This is a genomic window from Citrobacter sp. GW821-FHT02E08 (assembly GCF_059421685.1).
The window spans coordinates 87,710-108,457 of the sequence record NZ_JBWKVL010000011.1; the positions used below are offsets into that span (position 1 = coordinate 87,710).

The window sequence follows — 20,748 nt, forward strand, 5'->3', positions numbered from 1 at the left end:
AAATAGCGCGAAGCACTGCCGACCACCACGGACCATTTGCAATGGTGAACAATATGACCGACTTAACCGCGCAAGACGCCGCATGGCAAACCCGGGATCATCTGGATGACCCGGTTATTGGCGAACTGCGCAACCGTTTTGGGCCGGATGCCTTTACCGTTCAGGCGACCCGCACCGGAGTACCCGTTGTTTGGGTTAAACGCGAACAATTGCTGGAAGTTGGCGATTTCTTAAAGAGACTGCCAAAACCTTACGTCATGCTGTTTGACTTACATGGCATGGACGAGCGTCTGCGCACACACCGTGACGGGTTACCCGCCGCGGATTTTTCCGTTTTCTATCACCTGATCTCCATTGAACGCAATCGCGACATCATGCTCAAGGTGGCGTTGTCTGAAAACGACCTGCGTGTGCCGACCTTCACCAAACTGTTCCCCAACGCCAACTGGTATGAGCGTGAGACCTGGGAAATGTTTGGTATCGATATCGAAGGTCACCCGCACCTGACGCGACTGCTGATGCCGCATACCTGGCAGGGCCATCCGCTGCGTAAAGACTACCCGGCGCGTGCGACCGAATTCGATCCGTTTGAGCTGACCAAAGCCAAGCAGGATCTGGAAATGGAATCGCTGACCTTTAAGCCAGAAGATTGGGGAATGAGTCGCGGTACCAACAACGAGGACTTCATGTTCCTCAACCTCGGTCCGAACCACCCGTCTTCCCACGGTGCATTCCGTATTGTGCTTCAGCTTGACGGCGAAGAGATCGTCGACTGCGTACCCGACATCGGCTACCACCACCGTGGCGCTGAAAAGATGGGCGAACGTCAGTCCTGGCACAGCTACATTCCGTACACTGACCGAATCGAGTACCTCGGCGGTTGCGTCAACGAAATGCCTTACGTGCTGGCCGTTGAAAAACTGGCGGGGATTACCGTGCCGGATCGCGTCAACGTGATCCGCGTGATGCTTTCCGAACTGTTCCGCATCAACAGCCACCTGCTGTATATCTCGACGTTTATTCAGGACGTCGGCGCGATGACTCCCGTGTTCTTCGCCTTTACCGACCGTCAGAAAATCTATGACGTGGTAGAAGCGATCACCGGTTTCCGTATGCACCCGGCCTGGTTCCGTATCGGCGGTGTTGCTCACGACCTGCCGCGTGGCTGGGACAAACTGTTGCGTGACTTCCTCGACTGGATGCCGAAGCGCCTCGATTCTTATGAGAAAGCCGCGCTGCGTAACACCATCCTGAAAGGTCGTTCGCAGGGCGTTGCCGCTTACGGCAAGAAAGAAGCGCTGGACTGGGGTTGTACCGGTGCTGCGCTGCGCGCGACCGGGGTTGACTTCGACGTGCGTAAATCACGTCCGTACTCTGGCTACGAAAACTTCGACTTTGAAGTACCGGTTGGCGGTGGTGTTTCCGACTGCTATACCCGCGTCATGTTGAAAGTAGAAGAGTTGCGTCAGAGTCTGCGCATCCTTGAGCAGTGCCTCAATAACATGCCGGAAGGCCCGTTCAAAGCGGATCACCCGCTGACCACGCCGCCGCCGAAAGAGCGCACGCTACAACATATCGAAACCCTGATCACTCACTTCCTGCAAGTGTCGTGGGGCCCGGTGATGCCGGCGAACGAGTCCTTCCAGATGGTGGAAGCGACCAAGGGTATCAACAGTTACTACCTGACCAGCGATGGCAGCACCATGAGCTACCGTACGCGTATCCGTACCCCGAGTTTTGCGCACCTGCAGCAGATCCCGGTGGCGGTTCGCGGCAGCCTGGTGTCCGACCTGATCGTCCATCTGGGTAGTATCGATTTTGTTATGTCAGATGTGGACCGCTAATTATGCACGAGAATCAACAACCACAAACCGAGGCTTTTGAGCTGAGTGCGGCAGAGCGTGAAGCCATTGAGCACGAGAAGCACCACTACGAAGACCCGCGTGCGGCGTCCATTGAAGCGCTGAAAATCGTTCAGAAACAGCGTGGCTGGGTGCCGGATGGCGCGATCTATGCGATCGCTGACGTGCTGGGTATTCCGGCCAGCGACGTCGAAGGCGTTGCGACGTTCTACAGCCAGATCTTCCGCCAGCCGGTCGGTCGCCATGTGATCCGCTATTGCGACAGCGTGGTGTGCCATATCAACGGCTACCAGGGGATCCAGGCCGCGCTCGAGAAAAAGCTCGACATCAAGCCGGGGCAGACGACTTTTGACGGTCGCTTTACGCTGCTGCCGACCTGCTGTCTGGGGAACTGCGACAAAGGGCCGAACATGATGATCGATGACGATACTCATGCTCACCTGACCCCGGAAGGCATTCCTGAATTACTGGAGCGGTATAAATGAAAAACATTATCCGTACTCCCGAAACGCATCCGCTGACCTGGCGTCTGCGCGATGACAACCAGCCGGTATGGCTGGATGAATACCGCAGCAAGAACGGCTACGAAGGTGCGCGTAAAGCGCTGACCGGTCTCTCTCCGGACGAGATCGTCAACCAGGTGAAAGACGCTGGCCTGAAAGGGCGCGGCGGCGCAGGCTTTTCCACGGGTCTGAAGTGGAGCCTGATGCCAAAAGACGAATCCATGAACATCCGTTACCTGCTGTGTAACGCCGATGAAATGGAGCCGGGTACCTATAAAGACCGTCTGCTGATGGAACAGCTGCCGCACCTGCTGGTGGAAGGCATGCTGATCTCCGCGTTTGCGCTGAAAGCGTACCGGGGTTACATCTTCCTGCGCGGTGAATACATTGAAGCGGCAGTGAATCTGCGCCGCGCCATTGCCGAAGCGACCGAAGCGGGTCTGCTCGGCAAAAATATTATGGGCACCGGCTTTGACTTCGAGCTGTTTGTCCATACCGGGGCAGGGCGTTATATCTGCGGTGAAGAAACCGCGCTTATCAACTCCCTCGAAGGTCGTCGCGCTAACCCACGCTCCAAGCCGCCGTTCCCGGCAAGCTCCGGTGCATGGGGCAAACCAACCTGCGTCAACAACGTCGAAACGTTGTGTAACGTCCCGGCGATCCTCGATCACGGCGTGGAGTGGTATCAGAACATTTCGAAGAGCAAAGATGCGGGCACCAAGCTGATGGGCTTCTCCGGTCGCGTGAAGAATCCGGGACTGTGGGAGTTACCGTTTGGCACCACCGCGCGTGAGATCCTCGAAGATTATGCTGGCGGTATGCGCGATGGCCTGAAGTTCAAAGCCTGGCAGCCGGGCGGCGCAGGTACTGACTTCCTGACCGAAGCACATCTCGACTTGCCGATGGAATTCGAAAGCATCGGGAAAGCGGGAAGCCGTCTGGGAACCGCGCTGGCGATGGCCGTTGACCATGAAATTGGCATGGTTGGCCTGGTGCGTAACCTGGAAGAGTTCTTTGCCCGTGAATCGTGTGGCTGGTGTACGCCGTGCCGCGATGGCCTGCCGTGGAGCGTAAAAATTCTGCGTGCGCTGGAGCGTGGCGAAGGCCAGCCGGGGGATATCGAGACACTTGAGCAACTGTGTCGTTTCCTCGGTCCGGGGAAAACCTTCTGTGCGCACGCGCCAGGTGCGGTTGAACCTTTGCAGAGCGCCATTAAATATTTCCGCGAAGAATTCGAAGCCGGCATCAAGCAGTCGTTCAGCAATACCCATGCGATTGGTGGTATTCAGCCGAACCTGCTGAAAGAGCGCTGGTAATTTCAGGGGTAACCCTGGATCGCGATATGAATTTCGATTAACGCTCAGTCACAGACTGAGCCAACTGGAAGCATGCTGACTATGGCTACGATTCATGTAGACGGCAAAGAATATGAGGTCAATGGCTCAGACAACCTGTTACAGGCATGTCTGTCCCTCGGCCTTGATATTCCGTACTTTTGCTGGCACCCGGCGCTGGGAAGCGTCGGTGCTTGCCGCCAGTGTGCGGTGAAGCAATATCAAAACGCGGAAGACACGCGTGGTCGCCTGGTGATGTCTTGTATGACACCGGCCACCGAAGGCACCTTTATCTCTATTGACGACGAAGAAGCGAAACAGTTCCGTGAAAGCGTGGTCGAGTGGTTGATGACAAACCACCCGCACGACTGCCCGGTTTGTGAAGAAGGCGGTAACTGCCATCTTCAGGATATGACCGTGATGACCGGCCATAACTTCCGTCGCTATCGTTTCACCAAACGTACTCACCGTAATCAGGATTTGGGGCCGTTCATCTCTCACGAAATGAACCGCTGCATCGCTTGCTACCGCTGCGTGCGTTACTACAAAGATTACGCTGATGGCGGCGATCTGGGCGTTTATGGCGCACACGACAACGTCTACTTCGGTCGCCCGGAAGACGGTACGCTTGAAAGCGAATTCTCCGGCAACCTGGTCGAAATCTGCCCGACCGGCGTCTTTACCGATAAAACGCACTCCGAGCGTTATAACCGTAAATGGGACATGCAGTTTGCGCCAAGCATCTGCCAGCAATGTTCCATCGGCTGTAACACCAGCCCGGGAGAGCGTTACGGCGAATTGCGTCGTATCGAAAACCGCTATAACGGGACCGTTAACCACTACTTCCTCTGCGACCGTGGTCGTTTTGGCTATGGTTACGTCAACCTGAAAGACCGTCCGCGTCAGCCGGTTCAGCGTCGTGGCGATGATCTGATCACGCTGAACGCCGAACAGGCGATGCAGGGTGCGGCGGACATTCTGCGTCAGTCGAAGAAAGTGATTGGTATCGGTTCTCCACGCGCCAGCGTAGAGAGCAACTTCGCGCTGCGTGAACTGGTGGGGGCGGAAAACTTCTATACCGGTATCGCTCACGGCGAACAGGAACGTCTGGAACTGGCGCTGAAAGTGCTGCAAGAAGGCGGCATTCATACCCCTGCGTTGCGTGATATCGAATCTTACGATGCCGTGCTGGTGCTGGGTGAAGACATCACGCAGACCGGGGCGCGCGTTGCGCTGGCCGTGCGTCAGGCCGTGAAGGGTAAAGCACGTGAAATGGCAGCAGCACAGAAAGTAGCTGACTGGCAGATTGCGGCCATCCTTAACATCGGTCAACGTGCGAAGCATCCGCTGTTCGTCACTAACGTCGATAACACCCGTCTGGATGATATTGCGGCGTGGACTTACCGTGCGCCGGTCGAAGATCAGGCTCGCTTAGGTTTTGCTATTGCTCATGCGCTTGATAATAGCGCGCCGGCAGTGGACGGAATCGATCGCGATCTGCAAAACAAAATTGATGTGATCGTTCAGGCATTGGCCGGCGCGAAAAAACCATTGATTATCTCCGGCACCAACGCCGGTAGCGCGGAAGTGATTCAGGCGGCTGCCAACGTGGCAAAAGCACTGAAAGGCCGTGGCGCTGACGTCGGTATCACCATGATTGCCCGTTCCGTGAACAGCATGGGCCTCGGCATGATTGGCGGTGGTTCGCTTGACGACGCGTTAACCGAACTGGAAACCGGTCGTGCTGACGCCGTCGTGGTACTGGAAAACGACCTGCATCGCCATGCTTCGGCCATTCGCGTCAACGCTGCGCTGGCAAAAGCGCCGCTGGTGATGGTGGTTGACCATCAGCGTACGGCGATTATGGACAGTGCCCACCTGGTACTCTCCGCAGCAAGCTTTGCTGAAAGCGACGGTACCGTTATCAACAACGAAGGCCGTGCACAGCGTTTCTTCCAGGTGTATGACCCGGCGTACTACGAAGCCAACACCGTCATGCTGGAAAGCTGGCGCTGGCTGCACTCGCTGCACAGTACTGTACGTAACCGTGAAGTCGACTGGACGCAGCTTGACCACGTCATCGATGCTGCGATTGCTGCACTGCCGCAGCTGGCGGGTATCAAAGATGCCGCGCCGGACGCGACTTTCCGCGTGAAGGGTCAGAAACTGGCGCGTGAGCCGCACCGTTACAGCGGTCGTACCGCGATGCGCGCCGACATTAGCGTTCACGAACCGCGTCAGCCGCAGGATAAAGACACCATGTTTGCCTTCTCAATGGAAGGGAACAACCAGCCGGATGCACCGCGTTCGCAGATTCCATTTGCCTGGGCACCAGGCTGGAACTCCCCGCAGGCATGGAACAAATTCCAGGCTGAAGTGGGCGGGAAACTGCGTCATGGCGATCCGGGCGTTCGCCTGATCGAGGCCTCTGAGGGTGGTCTGGAGTATTTCACGACCGTTCCGGCAGGTTTCCAGGCAGAAGAGGGTAAATGGCGTATCGCACCGTACTACCATCTGTTTGGTAGCGACGAGATGTCACAGCGTTCTCCGGTCTTCCAGAGCCGTATGCCGCAACCGTACATCAAACTCAACCCGGCCGATGCCGCGAAGTTGGGAGTGAATGCCGGTACGCACGTCTCCTTTAGTTATGATGGCAACACGGTCACGCTGCCGGTTGAAATCGCTGAAGGACTGACGGCAGGGCAGGTCGGTTTGCCGATGGGTATGCCGGGCATTGCGCCAGTGCTGGCGGGCGCGCGTCTTGAGGATCTGCAGGAGGCACAACAATGAGTTGGATTACACCGGATCTGATTGAGATCCTGCTGAGCATTCTCAAAGCGGTGGTGATCCTGCTGGTGGTGGTCACCTGCGGGGCATTCATGAGCTTTGGCGAACGTCGCCTGCTGGGTCTGTTCCAGAACCGTTATGGACCAAACCGTGTTGGCTGGGGCGGTTCGCTCCAGCTGGTCGCGGACATGATCAAAATGTTCTTTAAAGAAGACTGGATCCCGAAATTCTCGGATCGCGTCATCTTTACGCTGGCGCCAATGATCGCCTTTACCTCGCTGCTGCTGGCCTTTGCCATTGTGCCGGTCAGCCCAGGCTGGGTGGTTGCGGATCTGAACATCGGGATTCTGTTCTTCCTGATGATGGCGGGGCTGGCGGTCTACGCGGTGCTGTTTGCCGGCTGGTCGAGCAACAACAAATACTCGCTGCTGGGTGCGATGCGTGCCTCTGCGCAGACCCTGAGTTATGAAGTGTTCCTGGGACTTTCCCTGATGGGCGTAGTGGCGCAAGCCGGTTCATTTAACATGACCGACATCGTCAATAACCAGGCTGATATCTGGAACGTTATCCCGCAGTTCTTTGGTTTTATCACCTTTGCCATCGCGGGCGTGGCGGTGTGTCACCGTCACCCATTTGACCAACCGGAAGCCGAGCAGGAACTGGCTGATGGTTACCACATTGAATATTCCGGTATGAAGTTCGGTCTGTTCTTCGTGGGGGAGTACATCGGTATCGTCACCATTTCTGCGCTGATGGTTACCCTGTTCTTCGGTGGCTGGCATGGCCCGTTCTTACCGCCATTCGTCTGGTTTGCGCTGAAAACCGCATTCTTCATGATGATGTTCATTTTGATTCGCGCGTCATTACCTCGTCCTCGTTATGACCAGGTGATGTCCTTCGGCTGGAAGATCTGCCTGCCGCTGACGCTTGTCAACTTGCTGGTAACGGCGGCTGTCATTCTCTGGCAGGCGCAATAAGGGGCGAAAAGACCATGACCTTAAAAGAATTGTTCGTAGGCTTCGGCACCCAGGTACGCAGTATCTGGATGATCGGCCTGCATGCGTTCGCCAAACGCGAAACGCAGATGTACCCGGAAGAACCGGTCTATCTACCACCCCGTTTCCGTGGCCGTATCGTACTGACGCGCGACCCGGACGGCGAAGAACGCTGTGTTGCCTGTAACCTGTGTGCGGTAGCTTGCCCGGTAGGCTGTATCTCTCTGCAAAAAGCAGAGACCAAAGATGGTCGTTGGTATCCGGAGTTTTTCCGCATCAACTTCTCACGCTGCATTTTTTGCGGACTGTGTGAAGAAGCCTGTCCGACAACGGCAATTCAGCTCACGCCAGATTTCGAACTGGGTGAGTACAAGCGCCAGGATCTGGTTTACGAGAAAGAGGATCTGCTGATCTCCGGTCCGGGCAAATACCCGGAATATAACTTCTACCGGATGGCAGGTATGGCAATCGACGGCAAAGATAAGGGCGAAGCAGAGAACGAAGCCAAGCCTATCGACGTCAAGAGCCTGTTACCGTAAGGAGAGGGGCAATGGAGTTCGCTTTTTATATTTGTGGGCTGGTAGCCATTCTCGCGACCTTGCGAGTGATCACCCACACCAATCCGGTGCATGCGTTGCTGTATCTGATTATTTCGCTGCTGGCGATTTCCGGGGTGTTCTTCTCGCTGGGGGCTTACTTCGCGGGTGCGCTGGAAATTATCGTCTACGCAGGCGCCATCATGGTGCTGTTCGTGTTCGTGGTAATGATGCTCAACCTGGGCGGTTCCGAAATCGAACAGGAACGTCAATGGCTGAAACCTCAGGTATGGATTGGTCCGGCGATTCTGTCGGCCGTCATGCTGGTGGTCATTGTGTATGCCATTCTGGGTGTTAATGACCAGGGTATCGACGGTACGCCGATTAGCGCGAAAGCGGTCGGTATCTCTCTGTTCGGACCTTACGTACTGGCGGTTGAACTGGCTTCCATGCTGCTGCTGGCGGGTCTGGTTGTGGCCTTCCACGTCGGTCGCGAAGAGCGTGCAGGCGAAGTGCTGAGCAACCGCACTGAAGACCGTGCGAAAAGAAAAACGGAGGAGCACGCATGATCCCCTTACAACATGGACTGATCCTCGCTGCGATTTTATTCGTTCTGGGCTTAACCGGTCTGGTTATCCGCCGCAATCTGCTGTTTATGCTGATCGGTCTGGAAATCATGATTAACGCTTCCGCGCTGGCCTTTGTGGTCGCCGGTAGCTACTGGGGCCAGACCGATGGTCAGGTGATGTACATTCTCGCCATCAGCCTTGCGGCTGCTGAAGCGAGTATCGGACTTGCGCTGTTACTGCAACTGCATCGCCGTCGCCAGAACCTGAACATCGATTCAGTAAGTGAGATGCGTGGATGAACATGCTTGCCTTAACCATTATTCTGCCATTGATTGGCTTTGTACTACTGGCGTTCTCTCGCGGTCGCTGGTCGGAAAACCTCTCCGCTACCGTGGGCGTAGGCTCCATTGGTCTGGCTGCGCTGGTGACAGTGTTAGTCGGCATGGACTTCTTCGCGAACGGTCAGCAAGCGTATAGCGTCCCGCTGTGGACCTGGATGTCGGTCGGCAACTTCAACATTGGTGTTAACCTGGTACTGGATGGTCTCTCCCTGACCATGCTGTCGGTGGTCACCGGTGTAGGCTTCCTGATCCACATGTTTGCGTCCTGGTATATGCGCGGTGAAGAGGGTTACTCTCGCTTCTTCGCCTACACCAACCTGTTTATCGCCAGCATGGTTATCCTGGTGCTGGCCGATAACCTGCTGTTGATGTACCTCGGCTGGGAAGGCGTGGGCCTGTGCTCCTATCTGCTGATCGGTTTCTACTACACCGATCCGAAGAATGGCGCGGCTGCGATGAAAGCGTTTGTCGTGACCCGTGTGGGTGACGTCTTCCTCGCCTTCGCGCTGTTCATTCTTTACAACGAACTGGGCACCCTGAACTTCCGCGAAATGGTGGAACTGGCGCCAGCGCACTTCGCCGCAGGCAACAACATGCTGACCTGGGCGACGTTGATGCTGCTGGGTGGTGCGGTCGGTAAATCTGCGCAGTTGCCGTTGCAAACATGGCTGGCAGACGCGATGGCAGGCCCAACGCCTGTTTCTGCGTTGATCCACGCCGCGACCATGGTAACCGCCGGTGTCTACCTGATTGCCCGTACTCACGGTCTGTTCCTGATGACCCCGGATATTCTGCATCTGGTGGGTATCGTCGGTGCGATAACGCTGGTGCTGGCAGGTTTCGCCGCGCTGGTGCAGACCGACATCAAACGTGTACTCGCTTACTCCACCATGAGCCAGATTGGCTACATGTTCCTGGCGCTGGGCGTTCAGGCGTGGGATGCGGCGATTTTCCACCTGATGACGCACGCCTTCTTTAAAGCGCTGCTGTTCCTGGCGTCCGGTTCGGTGATTCTGGCCTGCCATCACGAACAGAATATCTTCAAGATGGGTGGTCTGCGTAAATCCATTCCGCTGGTTTATCTCTGCTTCCTGGTAGGTGGCGCGGCGTTGTCGGCTCTGCCGCTGATCACTGCAGGCTTCTTCAGTAAGGATGAGATTCTGGCAGGTGCGATGGCCAACGGTCATATCAATCTGATGGTTGCAGGTCTGGTCGGTGCGTTCATGACCTCCTTGTATACCTTCCGTATGATTTTCATCGTGTTCCACGGTAAAGAACAAATTCACGCTCATGCAGGGAAGGGGATTACCCATCACTTGCCGCTGATTGTGCTGATGATCCTGTCCACCTTCGTTGGCGCGCTGATTGTGCCGCCGCTGCACGGTGTACTGCCGGCAACAACCGAGCTTGAGCACGGCCGCGTGATGACCCTGGAAATTACCTCTGGCGTCGTGGCGATTGTGGGCATTCTGATGGCGGCCTGGCTGTGGCTGGGTAAACGCACTCTGGTGACCTCGATTGCCAACAGCGCTCCGGGCCGTCTGCTGGGGACCTGGTGGTTTAACGCCTGGGGCTTCGACTGGTTGTACGACAAAGTGTTCGTGAAGCCGTTCATGGGTATCGCCTGGTTGCTGAAAAGCGACCCGCTGAACTCAATGATGAACATTCCGGCGATCCTTTCCCGCTTTGCAGGTAAAGGCCTGTTGTTCAGCGAGAACGGTTATCTGCGCTGGTATGTGGCGTCCATGAGCATTGGTGCGGTCGTGGTGCTGGCACTGTTGATGGTACTGCGTTGAGTTTGAGGATTGCGGTTGTTTTGCCCGGTGGCGCTAACGCTTACCGGGCCTACAAGACCGTAGGTCGGGTAAGCGCTAGCGCCACCCGACATTAAAACCACAATCCGAAGTGAATTTTCTGTTGTGAGAATTCGTTGAAAATCAGGTCCTGTTGGGACTTTAACAAGGAATAAAGATCGCCATGTTACTACCCTGGCTAATATTAATTCCCTTTATCGGTGGCTTCCTGTGCTGGCAGACCGAACGCTTTGGCGTGAAGGTGCCGCGCTGGATCGCGCTGGTAACCATGGGACTGACGCTGGCGCTTGGTCTGCAACTGTGGTTGCAGGGCGGCTATTCACTGACGCAATCCGCTGGCATTCCGCAGTGGCAGTCTGAGTTCGTGCTGCCGTGGATCCCGCGCTTTGGCATCTCAATCCATCTGGCCATTGACGGTCTGTCGCTGCTGATGGTGGTGCTGACCGGTCTGCTGGGTGTTCTGGCGGTACTGTGTTCCTGGAATGAAATCGAAAAATACCAGGGCTTCTTCCACCTGAACCTGATGTGGATCCTTGGCGGCGTTATCGGCGTGTTCCTTGCCATCGACATGTTCCTGTTCTTCTTCTTCTGGGAAATGATGCTGGTGCCGATGTACTTCCTGATCGCGCTGTGGGGGCATAAAGCTTCTGACGGTAAAACGCGTATCACGGCGGCCACCAAGTTCTTCATCTATACCCAGGCGAGCGGTCTGGTGATGTTGATTGCCATCCTGGCGCTGGTGTTTGTGCACTACAAAGCCTCGGGCGTCTGGACCTTCAACTATGAAGAGCTGCTGAATACCCCGATGTCCCACGGTGTGGAATATCTGCTGATGCTGGGCTTCTTCATCGCCTTTGCGGTCAAAATGCCGGTGGTTCCGCTGCACGGCTGGTTGCCGGACGCGCACTCCCAGGCACCGACTGCAGGTTCCGTTGACCTGGCGGGGATTTTGCTGAAAACCGCGGCCTACGGTCTGCTGCGTTTCGCACTGCCGCTGTTCCCGAACGCGTCTGCGGAGTTCGCGCCAATCGCCATGTGGCTGGGTGTGATCGGTATTTTCTACGGCGCGTGGATGGCGTTCGCTCAATACGATATCAAACGTCTGATTGCTTACACCTCTGTTTCACACATGGGCTTCGTGCTGATTGCTATCTACACCGGCAACCAACTGGCGTACCAGGGGGCGGTTATCCAGATGATCGCGCACGGTCTGTCCGCTGCGGGTCTCTTTATTCTGTGTGGCCAGCTGTACGAACGTCTGCACACCCGTGATATGCGTATGATGGGCGGTTTGTGGGGCAAAATGAAATGGTTGCCTGCCCTGTCGATGTTCTTCGCGGTCTGTACGCTGGGTATGCCGGGCACCGGTAACTTCGTCGGCGAATTCATGATTCTGTTCGGCAGCTTCCAGGTGGTTCCGGTCATTACGGTGATCTCAACCTTTGGTCTGGTGTTTGCCTCTGTTTACTCGCTGGCGATGCTGCATCGCGCTTACTTCGGTAAAGCGAAAAGCCAGATTGCCAGCGTTGAACTGCCAGGGATGTCGCTGCGTGAGCTGTTTATCATCCTGTTGCTGGTCGTGCTTCTGGTACTGCTCGGCATCTATCCGCAGCCGATTCTGGATACCTCGCATTCAGCGATGGGCAACATCCAGCAGTGGTTTGTTAATTCCGTTACTACTACAAGGCCGTAAATCGCCATGACAATAACTCCACAACACCTGATTGCGCTGCTACCGCTGCTGATCGTCGGCTTGACGGTGGTGGTTGTGATGCTCTCCATTGCGTGGCGACGCAATCACTTCCTCAATGCCACGCTGTCGGTCATTGGGCTTAACGCCGCGCTGGTTTCGCTCTGGTTTGTTGGCCAGGCGGGCGCGATGGACGTGACGCCGCTGATGCGCGTCGATGGTTTCGCGATGCTCTACACCGGGATGGTCCTGCTGGCGAGCCTCGCCACCTGTACCTTTGCTTATCCGTGGCTGGAAGGCTATGACGATAACCGGGAAGAGTTCTACCTGCTGGTGCTGATTGCTGCGCTGGGTGGGATCCTGCTGGCCACCGCTAACCATCTGGCAGCGTTGTTCCTCGGTATCGAGCTTATCTCTCTGCCGCTGTTTGGCCTGGTGGGTTACGCGTTCCGTCAGAAACGTTCGCTGGAAGCCAGTATCAAATACACCATCCTGTCTGCCGCAGCGTCTTCATTCCTGCTGTTTGGTATGGCGCTGGTGTACGCGCAGTCCGGCAACCTGTCGTTTGTCGCACTGGGTAAGAGCCTGGGCGATGGGATGCTGAACGAGCCGCTGCTGCTGGCGGGCTTTGGCATGATGATTGTCGGCCTTGGCTTTAAACTCTCTCTGGTGCCGTTCCACCTGTGGACGCCAGACGTTTACCAGGGTGCGCCTGCGCCGGTTTCCACGTTCCTGGCGACGGCGAGCAAGATCGCTATCTTCGGCGTGGTGATGCGTCTGTTCCTGTACGCGCCGGTTGGCGACAGCGAAGCGGTACGTGTGGTGCTGGGCGTGATTGCCTTTGCCTCCATCATCTTCGGTAACCTGATGGCGCTGAGCCAGACCAACATCAAACGTCTGCTCGGTTACTCCTCTATCTCTCACCTCGGTTATCTGCTGGTGGCGTTGATTGCCCTGCAGAGCGGTGAGATGTCGATGGAAGCGGTCGGTGTTTATCTGGCCGGTTACCTGTTCAGCAGTCTCGGCGCGTTCGGCGTGGTGAGCCTGATGTCCAGCCCGTACCGTGGTCCGGATGCGGATTCACTGTTCTCCTACCGCGGTCTGTTCTGGCATCGTCCGATCCTCGCGGCCGTGCTGACGGTGATGATGCTGTCCTTGGCGGGCATCCCGATGACGCTGGGCTTTATCGGTAAATTCTACGTCCTTGCCGTCGGTGTCCAGGCTAACCTGTGGTGGCTGGTCGGTGGTGTAGTGATTGGTTCCGCGATTGGTTTGTACTACTACCTGCGCGTTGCCGTGAGCCTCTACCTGAGTGCGCCGCAGCAGCTTAACCGTGATGCGCCGTCAAACTGGCAGTACAGCGCGGGCGGTATCGTGGTACTGATCTCCGCGCTGCTGGTGCTGATTCTCGGTGTCTACCCGCAGCCGTTGATCAGCATTGTGCAGTTGGCCGCACCGCTGATGTAAGCGAAATGCAGAAACGAAAAAACCCGCCTCGGCGGGTTTTTTTATATCCGGAGTAAAATTAGCCAATCAACTGACGGCTCACCAGCGGGCCGCTGACGTTTTGCGCCGCGCGTTCCATTACCTCCTGAATCACCGATGACAGCTCATTAACTTCAAACTTCGCCACATAGCCATCGGCTTTCACTTTGCGCACATGGTCTTCGTTGGCGCTGCCGGAAAGCGACGAGTGGATCACCACCGGGATCTTCTTCAGCCGTTCGTCGGTTTTGATTTTACGGGTGAGGGTAAAACCGTCCATCTCCGGCATTTCGAGGTCGGTCAACACGAGGGCGATTTTCTCGCTAATCGGTTTGCCTTCCGCTTCGGCCTCTTTGGCCAGTTGCTGGATCTTCTCCCAGGCATCTTTACCGGTGATATGCATCTGATGCGGGATTTCCATGGCATTTAACCCTTTCTCCAGCATCGCGCGGGCCACTCTCGAATCTTCTGCGACGATCGCCACCGCCCCTGGCGTGATATTGAACTTATTGGTCTTCAGATGGGCGGCGCGCAAATCGTGATTTGACGGTACGATGTCATAGAGGATCTGCTCAACGTCGAGCACCAGCGCCAGGTTGTTGGTTTCTTTGTCTTCATCCAGACAGGCGATACTGGTGATATAGCGCCCATTGACGGCTTTCTCGGCGGTGTGAACCTGCTGCCAGTCCAGACGCATGATATTCTCGACAGACTCCACGGCGAATGCCTGAACACTGCGGGCATATTCGGTAATCAGCAGAATATTCAAACCGGTCTCGGGTTTACATCCGGCGACGGCCGGAAGGTCGATAACCGGGATCACCTGATCGCGAATATTTACCATACCTAAGAGGGGCGCTTTCATTCCGGCCGGGCGCGTAAACGTCGGCATGGGAACAATTTCGCGCAGCTTAAATACGTTGATGCCAAAAAGCTCTGATTTCTGTTCGTGCAGGGATGTCCCGAGACGAAACAACAGCAATTCAAAACGGTTGGACAGGGTCAGGTTCGCCCTGTCATCAATATCTTTCTGGAAATTGTCCATTCTGTCCTCAATGTGAAATCCAGCCTTGTCACTGTTATCGGCACGGAGGGCAAAAAATGGAGCGTTAAACCGTGAAAACGGCGAAATCGTAGGCCAGTTCGGTCGCAGGGAAAATCGCCTGGCACTCCGCCAGCATCCTGCGGCATCCTTCAGCATCATAGCGTGAACTTATATGGGTAATTACCAGGCGACCGACGCACGCCTCTTTCGCCAGCAGCGCAGCCTGTCGGGTTGAACTGTGTCCGCGGCTATTGGCTTTTTCTTCCATCGACGTCTCCAGCGTGGTTTCATGCACCATCACATCCACGCCTTTTGCCAGTTCGTATGCGCCGGCACAGGGAGCGGTATCACCGAAGATCGCCACGGATTTTCCCGCAACGGGTGCCGCGAGATAGTCCGCGCCGTGGATCCGTCGACCATCCTCCAGCACAACGCTTTTTCCGGCCTTCAAATCCTGAAAGTGGGGACCGGGCTTCACGCCTGCCGCCTTTAACGCTTTCGCATCCAGCGCGCCGGGTTTGTCGTGCTCTTCAACACGGTAGCCGTAGCATTCCAACGGATGTTCCAGCGTATACGCCGTCACTTTGCGTAAACCATCGTCCAGAATCTCACCGGCGGTGATTTCAATAATCTCCAGCGGGTAGTCGGTCCAGGAACCGCTGAGACGCAGCGCCGTTTCGGTAAATTCGCGCAGTCCCTTTGGCCCGTAAATCGTCAGCGGATGGGGATTGCCCGCCATCGACCGACTGCACAGTAAACCCGGTAAACCGAACAGATGATCGCCATGCAGGTGGCTGATGAAGATGCGTTCGAGTTTACCCGGATTAAACGCGGTGCTGAGCATCTGGTGCTGCGTGCCTTCGCCACAGTCAAACAGCCACAGCCCGGGCTGCGTAGGGTGCTGTAGATTCAGTAAGATCGCCGTCACATTGCGTGAGCGCGTAGGAACGCCTGCAGAAGTACCTAAGAAAATGAATTCCATCATTCCATTACACTTTTGAACAACATTCTGGCTAGTATAAAGCGAATACGACAAAGGAGCGCACAATGATCCACTGGCAAGATCTTCACCATTCTGAATTATCCGTCACCGCGCTCTACGCGCTGCTTAAATTGCGTTGCGCGGTGTTTGTGGTTGAACAGCAGTGCCCTTACCAGGATGTCGATGGCGACGATCTGGTGGGGGACAATCGCCATATTCTGGGTTGGCACAACGATGAGCTGGTCGCGTATGCGAGGATTCTGAAAAGTGACGACAACCTGGAGCCTGTGGTGATTGGCCGGGTGATTGTCAGTGAGGCGCTGCGTGGCGCAAAACTGGGTGAACAACTGATGACCCAGACGTTAACCTCTTGCGTTAACCACTGGCCGGAAAAGGCATTTTATCTGGGTGCGCAGGCGCATTTACAATCGTTCTATGGTCGTTTTGGATTTATCCCCGTGACCGGAGTCTATGACGAAGACGGTATTCCCCATATCGGCATGGCGCGGGAGCCCGGACAGGCGTAACCGGGCTCAGTTGTCTATAGTTAGCGGATACGTTAATCGCAAGGGAGAAGACAATGTCATTTCATTCTTATCATTCACGTATCGATGACGACATCGAATTTTTGAGCGAAACGCTGGAAGAAGTTCTGCGATCCTCGGGTGACCCTACCGATCAGAAATATGTCGAGCTCAAAGCGCGGGCGGAAGCGGCGGTGGAAGAGGTCAAAAATCGCGTGAGTCACGCATCAGATAGCTATTATTACCGGGCGAAACAGGCTGCCTACCTGGCGGATGACTATGTTCATGAAAGACCCTGGCAGGGAATTGGCGTGGGTGCGGCGGTTGGACTGGTGCTCGGATTACTGCTGGCGCGGCGTTAAATTCCGTCTTGTAGCCGGGATCGCATTTCCTCCCTAAACTGAGGTACTGCAATTTCTTTGCAGTACCCCGTATAATGTGAGGTTTTTAACAGGGAGAGGTCCGCGTGCATTCAATTACTACAGCGCTGGAAAATCTGATGCGTCAGTTGTCGCAAGAGATACCAGCGGCACCCGGAATTCGTGTTTTCGACGTTCCTTTTCCTCTAAACGATGCGTTTGACGCCCTCAGCTGGCTGGCAAGCCAGCCCATCTGGCCGCAATTTTACTGGCAGCAGCGCAATGGCGATGAAGAAGCTGCCGTGCTGGGCGCGGTGGCGACATTCCGCTCTCTGGACCTGGCGCAACAGTTTTTGCGCCTGCATGCGAACCATGCCGATCTGCGTATCTGGGGATTAAACGCGTTTGAGCCGCAGCGCGGGAACCTGGTGCTACCGCGCCTGGAATGGCGACGCTGTGGCGGATCTGCGACACTGCGCCTGCATCTCTACAGCGAGCATTCCCTGCGTGAAGATGCCGCAGACGCGGTTCGCTTTCTCTCATCACTGGTGAGCATTAAATCGCTGCCAGCGCTGCATTTGACCCTCACGGATGAAAAGCATTCGCCGGATAAAACCGGGTGGATGAATTTAATCCAGCTCGCCACCCGCACCATTGCTCAGGAACAGCTTGATAAAGTGGTCCTGGCGCGGGCGACGGATTTGCAGTTTTCCCGTCCGGTGAATGCCGCGGCGGTGATGGCATCAAGCCGCCGCCTGAACCTGAACTGCTACCACTTTTTCATGGCATTTTCTGCCGACAGCGCTTTCCTGGGTTCTTCGCCTGAACGCCTCTGGCGGCGGCGTGATACGGCGCTGCGTACTGAAGCGCTGGCCGGGACGGTGGCTAATCATCCCGACGATCACCGTGCCTGGCAACTCGGCGAGTGGTTGATGAAGGACGATAAAAATCAGCGTGAAAATATGCTGGTGGTGGAAGATATCTGCCAGAGACTGCAAAACTGCACCCATACGCTTGATGTTCTCCCTCCACAGGTTCTCAGGCTGCGTAAAGTTCAGCACCTGCGGCGTTGTATCTGGACGGCGCTCAATCAGCCGGACGACGCGCTCTGTTTACACCAGTTACAGCCGACGGCGGCGGTAGCGGGAATTCCCCGTGAACTGGCGCGTCAATTTATTCAGCAAAATGAACCCTTCGAACGTGAATGGTACGCCGGTTCGGCGGGCTATTTGTCGCTGCAGCAAAGTGAATTTTGCGTGTCGCTCCGTTCGGCGAAAATTACCACCAATATTGTGAGGTTGTACGCAGGTGCGGGGATTGTGCGCGGCTCGGATCCCGAGCAAGAATGGCAGGAAATAAACAATAAAGCGGCAGGGTTGCGCACTTTATTACAGATGGAAGTGTAATGAGTTACACATTCCCGACTCATATCAAAAATCCATTATTTCGATTCTCTATACTTAGTCGCAATATTGATACCGGACAATCTCATGTCAGTAAGCGCATTTAACCGACGCTGGGCGGCGGTCATTCTGGAAGCTTTAACCCGCCACGGCGTGAGGCATGTTTGCATTGCCCCTGGCTCTCGTTCAACGCCATTAACGCTGGCGGCGGCGGAAAATCCTGCTTTTATCCACCACACGCACTTTGATGAGCGTGGGCTGGGCCACCTGGCACTGGGGCTGGCGAAGGTCAGTAAACAACCGGTTGCGGTGATCGTCACTTCCGGGACGGCGGTGGCTAATCTCTACCCGGCGCTGATTGAAGCCGGGCTGACGGGCGAAAAACTCATTTTGCTCACGGCGGATCGTCCGCCAGAATTGATCGACTGCGGCGCCAATCAGGCGATTCGTCAGTCAGGTATGTTTGCTTCACATCCCTCGCAGACACTCTCTTTACCGCGACCGACTCAGGATATTCCGGCAAGCTGGCTGGTTTCTACCCTTGATAATGCGCTTGCTTCGTTGCACGCCGGGGCAGTCCATATCAACTGTCCTTTTGCTGAGCCGCTGTATGGCGAGATGGACGACACGGGTATTGAGTGGCAGCAGCACCTTGGCGACTGGTGGCAGGACGATAAGCCCTGGCTGCGCGAGGCGCGTCGGCTGGAGAGTGAAAAACAGCGTGACTGGTTCTTCTGGCGGCAAAAGCGCGGCGTGGTGGTTGCTGGGCGGATGAGCGCGGAAGAGGGCAAAAAAGCTGCGCTTTGGGCACAAACGCTGGGCTGGCCGCTGATTGGCGATGTGCTATCGCAAACAGGGCAACCGCTGCCCTGTGCCGATCTTTGGTTGGGTAATGCGAAGGCGGTTACCGAACTGCAGCAGGCGCAAATTGTCGTGCAGCTGGGCAGTAGCCTGACCGGTAAACGCCTGCTGCAGTGGCAGGCCAGTTGTGATCCCCAGGAATACTGGATTATCGACAATATCGAAGGCCGCTTGGATCCGGCTCACCATCGCGGACGCCGACTGGTGTCGAAAATTGCTGACTGGCTGGATCTGCACCCGGCTGAAAAACGCAATCCGTGGTGCGTGGAAATTCCGCGTCTGGCCGAGCAGGCATGGCAGGCGGTGGCTGCCCGTCGCGAAAACTTTGGCGAAGCCCAACTGGCTCACCGAATTCGCGAGTATTTGCCGGAGCAGGGGCAACTGTTCGTGGGTAACAGTCTGGTAGTGCGGCTGATTGATGCCTTGTCGCAGCTGCCCGCCGGATACCCGGTATACAGTAATCGGGGGGCGAGCGGGATTGATGGCTTGCTCTCAACGGCCGCTGGCGTCCAGCGCGCGAGTGCGAAATCGACGCTGGCGATTGTGGGCGATTTGTCGGCGCTTTACGATCTCAATGCGCTGGCGTTATTACGCCAGGTCTCTGCGCCGTTTGTGCTGATTGTCGTGAACAATAATGGTGGGCAAATTTTCTCGCTGTTACCCACACCGCAGAGCGAGCGCGAACGTTTTTATCTGATGCCGCAAAACGTCCATTTTGACCATGCGGCGGCGATGTTCAATCTGAAATACCATCGTCCGGAAAACTGGGCTGAGCTGGAAGATGTGCTGGCTGGCGCGTGGCGAACCCCGACGGCGACGGTGATTGAACTGGTGGTCAATGACACCGACGGTACGCAAACGCTGCAACAGTTATTAGCGCAGGTCAGCCACCTGTGACCCTGCATGCCCACGCAGTGAAGGGACAGCCGGGTTCGCCCTGGCTGGTCTTTTTGCATGGGTTTTCCGGCGATTATCGGGAATGGCAAACCGTTGGCGAGCAGTTTCAGACCTGCTCGCGGTTGTATGTTGACTTGCCAGGGCACGGCGGTTCTGCAACGATTCGTGTGGAGGGGTTCAGCGAGGTGATTGCGTTGCTGCGCAGAACCTTGCTTAGTTACAACATACTCAACCACTGGCTGGTGGGATACTCGCTTGGCGGCCGGGTGGCGATGATGGCGGCGAGCGAGGGGATTCCCGGACTGTGCGGCCTGGTCGTTGAAGGCGGTCATCCTGGGCTGCAAAGCGAGGCTGAGCGAGACGCGCGCCGACGCTCTGATGGGCATTGGGCGGCGCGTTTTCGTCATGAACCGCTGCGTGACGTCTTTAACGACTGGTATCTGCAACCGGTTTTTGCCTCGCTGAACGCACAGCAACGAGAAGCACTGGTTGCACTGCGTAGCCAGAACAACGGCGAAACGCTGGCGGCGATGCTCGAAGCGACGTCGCTTGGCGTACAACCTGATTTACGTGATGCGCTTAATGCGCGCACATTTGCGTTTTATTATTTATGTGGCGAGCGAGACAGTAAATTTCGCGCACTGGCGAACGAACTGTCTGCACCTGTCCATGTGATTCGTAATGCCGGACACAACGCGCATCGGGAAAATCCCGCAGGCGCGGTGGAAAGTCTGGCTCAGATTCTGCGTCTCTGACTAAAG

At 56.0% G+C, this 20,748-nt stretch carries 18 protein-coding genes; 16 read left to right on the forward strand and 2 right to left on the reverse strand.

Features of this window, described 5'->3' with window-relative positions:
• Positions 1 to 41 precede the first annotated feature (41 nt).
• The 11 genes from nuoC (at position 42) to nuoN (ending at position 13,898) form a co-directional block, all read left to right on the forward strand.
• A complete protein-coding gene (gene nuoC, locus AC07UY_RS15020) occupies positions 42 to 1,844 on the forward strand; it encodes an NADH-quinone oxidoreductase subunit C/D (RefSeq protein ID WP_203360570.1) in 1,803 nt (600 codons plus the stop codon).
• Between the two features lie 2 nt (positions 1,845 to 1,846).
• Positions 1,847 to 2,347, forward strand: coding sequence for an NADH-quinone oxidoreductase subunit NuoE (gene nuoE, locus AC07UY_RS15025; protein ID WP_494660642.1), 501 nt, complete (start codon positions 1,847 to 1,849; stop codon positions 2,345 to 2,347).
• On the forward strand, positions 2,344 to 3,681 hold the full coding sequence (gene nuoF, locus AC07UY_RS15030; protein WP_203360571.1) for an NADH-quinone oxidoreductase subunit NuoF: 1,338 nt from the start codon (positions 2,344 to 2,346) through the stop codon (positions 3,679 to 3,681). Before nuoE ends, nuoF begins: the two co-directional genes overlap by 4 nt.
• Positions 3,682 to 3,762: 81 nt before the next feature.
• On the forward strand, positions 3,763 to 6,489 hold the full coding sequence (gene nuoG, locus AC07UY_RS15035) for an NADH-quinone oxidoreductase subunit NuoG (RefSeq protein ID WP_301697954.1): 2,727 nt from the start codon (positions 3,763 to 3,765) through the stop codon (positions 6,487 to 6,489).
• Positions 6,486 to 7,463: an NADH-quinone oxidoreductase subunit NuoH gene (gene nuoH / locus AC07UY_RS15040; RefSeq protein WP_162383079.1), complete on the forward strand. Its 978-nt coding sequence runs from the start codon at positions 6,486 to 6,488 to the stop codon at positions 7,461 to 7,463. The genes nuoG and nuoH overlap by 4 nt, the downstream gene beginning before the upstream one ends.
• Before the next feature lie 14 nt (positions 7,464 to 7,477).
• Positions 7,478 to 8,020, forward strand: coding sequence for an NADH-quinone oxidoreductase subunit NuoI (gene nuoI / locus AC07UY_RS15045; RefSeq protein WP_003028062.1), 543 nt, complete (start codon positions 7,478 to 7,480; stop codon positions 8,018 to 8,020).
• A gap of 11 nt (positions 8,021 to 8,031) precedes the next feature.
• Complete coding sequence (gene nuoJ / locus AC07UY_RS15050; protein WP_192612894.1) at positions 8,032 to 8,586, forward strand: NADH-quinone oxidoreductase subunit J; 555 nt, start codon at positions 8,032 to 8,034, stop codon at positions 8,584 to 8,586.
• Complete coding sequence (nuoK, locus tag AC07UY_RS15055; RefSeq protein WP_000612644.1) at positions 8,583 to 8,885, forward strand: NADH-quinone oxidoreductase subunit NuoK; 303 nt, start codon at positions 8,583 to 8,585, stop codon at positions 8,883 to 8,885. The genes nuoJ and nuoK overlap by 4 nt, the downstream gene beginning before the upstream one ends.
• A complete protein-coding gene (gene nuoL, locus AC07UY_RS15060) occupies positions 8,882 to 10,723 on the forward strand; it encodes an NADH-quinone oxidoreductase subunit L (protein WP_494660641.1) in 1,842 nt (613 codons plus the stop codon). The genes nuoK and nuoL overlap by 4 nt, the downstream gene beginning before the upstream one ends.
• Before the next feature lie 181 nt (positions 10,724 to 10,904).
• The gene (gene nuoM, locus AC07UY_RS15065) at positions 10,905 to 12,434 is read left to right on the forward strand and encodes an NADH-quinone oxidoreductase subunit M (protein ID WP_203360574.1); all 1,530 of its coding nucleotides are present in this window, start codon (positions 10,905 to 10,907) and stop codon (positions 12,432 to 12,434) included.
• Positions 12,435 to 12,440: 6 nt separating this feature from the next.
• Positions 12,441 to 13,898: an NADH-quinone oxidoreductase subunit NuoN gene (gene nuoN / locus AC07UY_RS15070; RefSeq protein WP_203360575.1), complete on the forward strand. Its 1,458-nt coding sequence runs from the start codon at positions 12,441 to 12,443 to the stop codon at positions 13,896 to 13,898.
• A 58-nt stretch (positions 13,899 to 13,956) separates the two neighbouring features.
• On the opposite strand, the gene AC07UY_RS15075 is transcribed toward nuoN, so the two are convergent.
• Together AC07UY_RS15075 and rbn are read right to left on the reverse strand one after the other, a co-directional pair.
• Positions 13,957 to 14,961, reverse strand: coding sequence for a chemotaxis protein (locus tag AC07UY_RS15075; protein ID WP_203360578.1), 1,005 nt, complete (start codon positions 14,959 to 14,961; stop codon positions 13,957 to 13,959).
• Positions 14,962 to 15,025: 64 nt separating this feature from the next.
• Positions 15,026 to 15,943: a ribonuclease BN gene (gene rbn / locus AC07UY_RS15080; protein ID WP_494701485.1), complete on the reverse strand. Its 918-nt coding sequence runs from the start codon at positions 15,941 to 15,943 to the stop codon at positions 15,026 to 15,028.
• A 65-nt stretch (positions 15,944 to 16,008) separates the two neighbouring features.
• Between rbn and AC07UY_RS15085 the strand changes: the two genes are divergently transcribed.
• The 5 genes from AC07UY_RS15085 to menH all read left to right on the forward strand — a co-directional run bounded on the left by AC07UY_RS15085 (position 16,009) and on the right by menH (position 20,742).
• Positions 16,009 to 16,470 (forward strand): GNAT family N-acetyltransferase, encoded by a 462-nt coding sequence (locus tag AC07UY_RS15085; protein ID WP_494701470.1) that lies wholly within the window; start codon positions 16,009 to 16,011, stop codon positions 16,468 to 16,470.
• Positions 16,471 to 16,523: 53 nt separating this feature from the next.
• Positions 16,524 to 16,829 carry a stress response protein ElaB gene (gene elaB, locus AC07UY_RS15090; RefSeq protein WP_203360580.1) on the forward strand — a complete coding sequence of 102 codons (306 nt, stop codon included), beginning with the start codon at positions 16,524 to 16,526 and terminating at the stop codon, positions 16,827 to 16,829.
• A gap of 104 nt (positions 16,830 to 16,933) precedes the next feature.
• Positions 16,934 to 18,232 carry an isochorismate synthase MenF gene (gene menF / locus AC07UY_RS15095; RefSeq protein WP_494660639.1) on the forward strand — a complete coding sequence of 433 codons (1,299 nt, stop codon included), beginning with the start codon at positions 16,934 to 16,936 and terminating at the stop codon, positions 18,230 to 18,232.
• Positions 18,233 to 18,316: 84 nt separating this feature from the next.
• Entirely contained in the window at positions 18,317 to 19,987 is a 1,671-nt protein-coding gene (gene menD, locus AC07UY_RS15100) for a 2-succinyl-5-enolpyruvyl-6-hydroxy-3-cyclohexene-1-carboxylic-acid synthase (RefSeq protein WP_494660638.1), read from the forward strand.
• Positions 19,984 to 20,742: a 2-succinyl-6-hydroxy-2,4-cyclohexadiene-1-carboxylate synthase gene (gene menH / locus AC07UY_RS15105; RefSeq protein ID WP_494701471.1), complete on the forward strand. Its 759-nt coding sequence runs from the start codon at positions 19,984 to 19,986 to the stop codon at positions 20,740 to 20,742. The genes menD and menH overlap by 4 nt, the downstream gene beginning before the upstream one ends.
• Positions 20,743 to 20,748 lie beyond the last annotated feature (6 nt).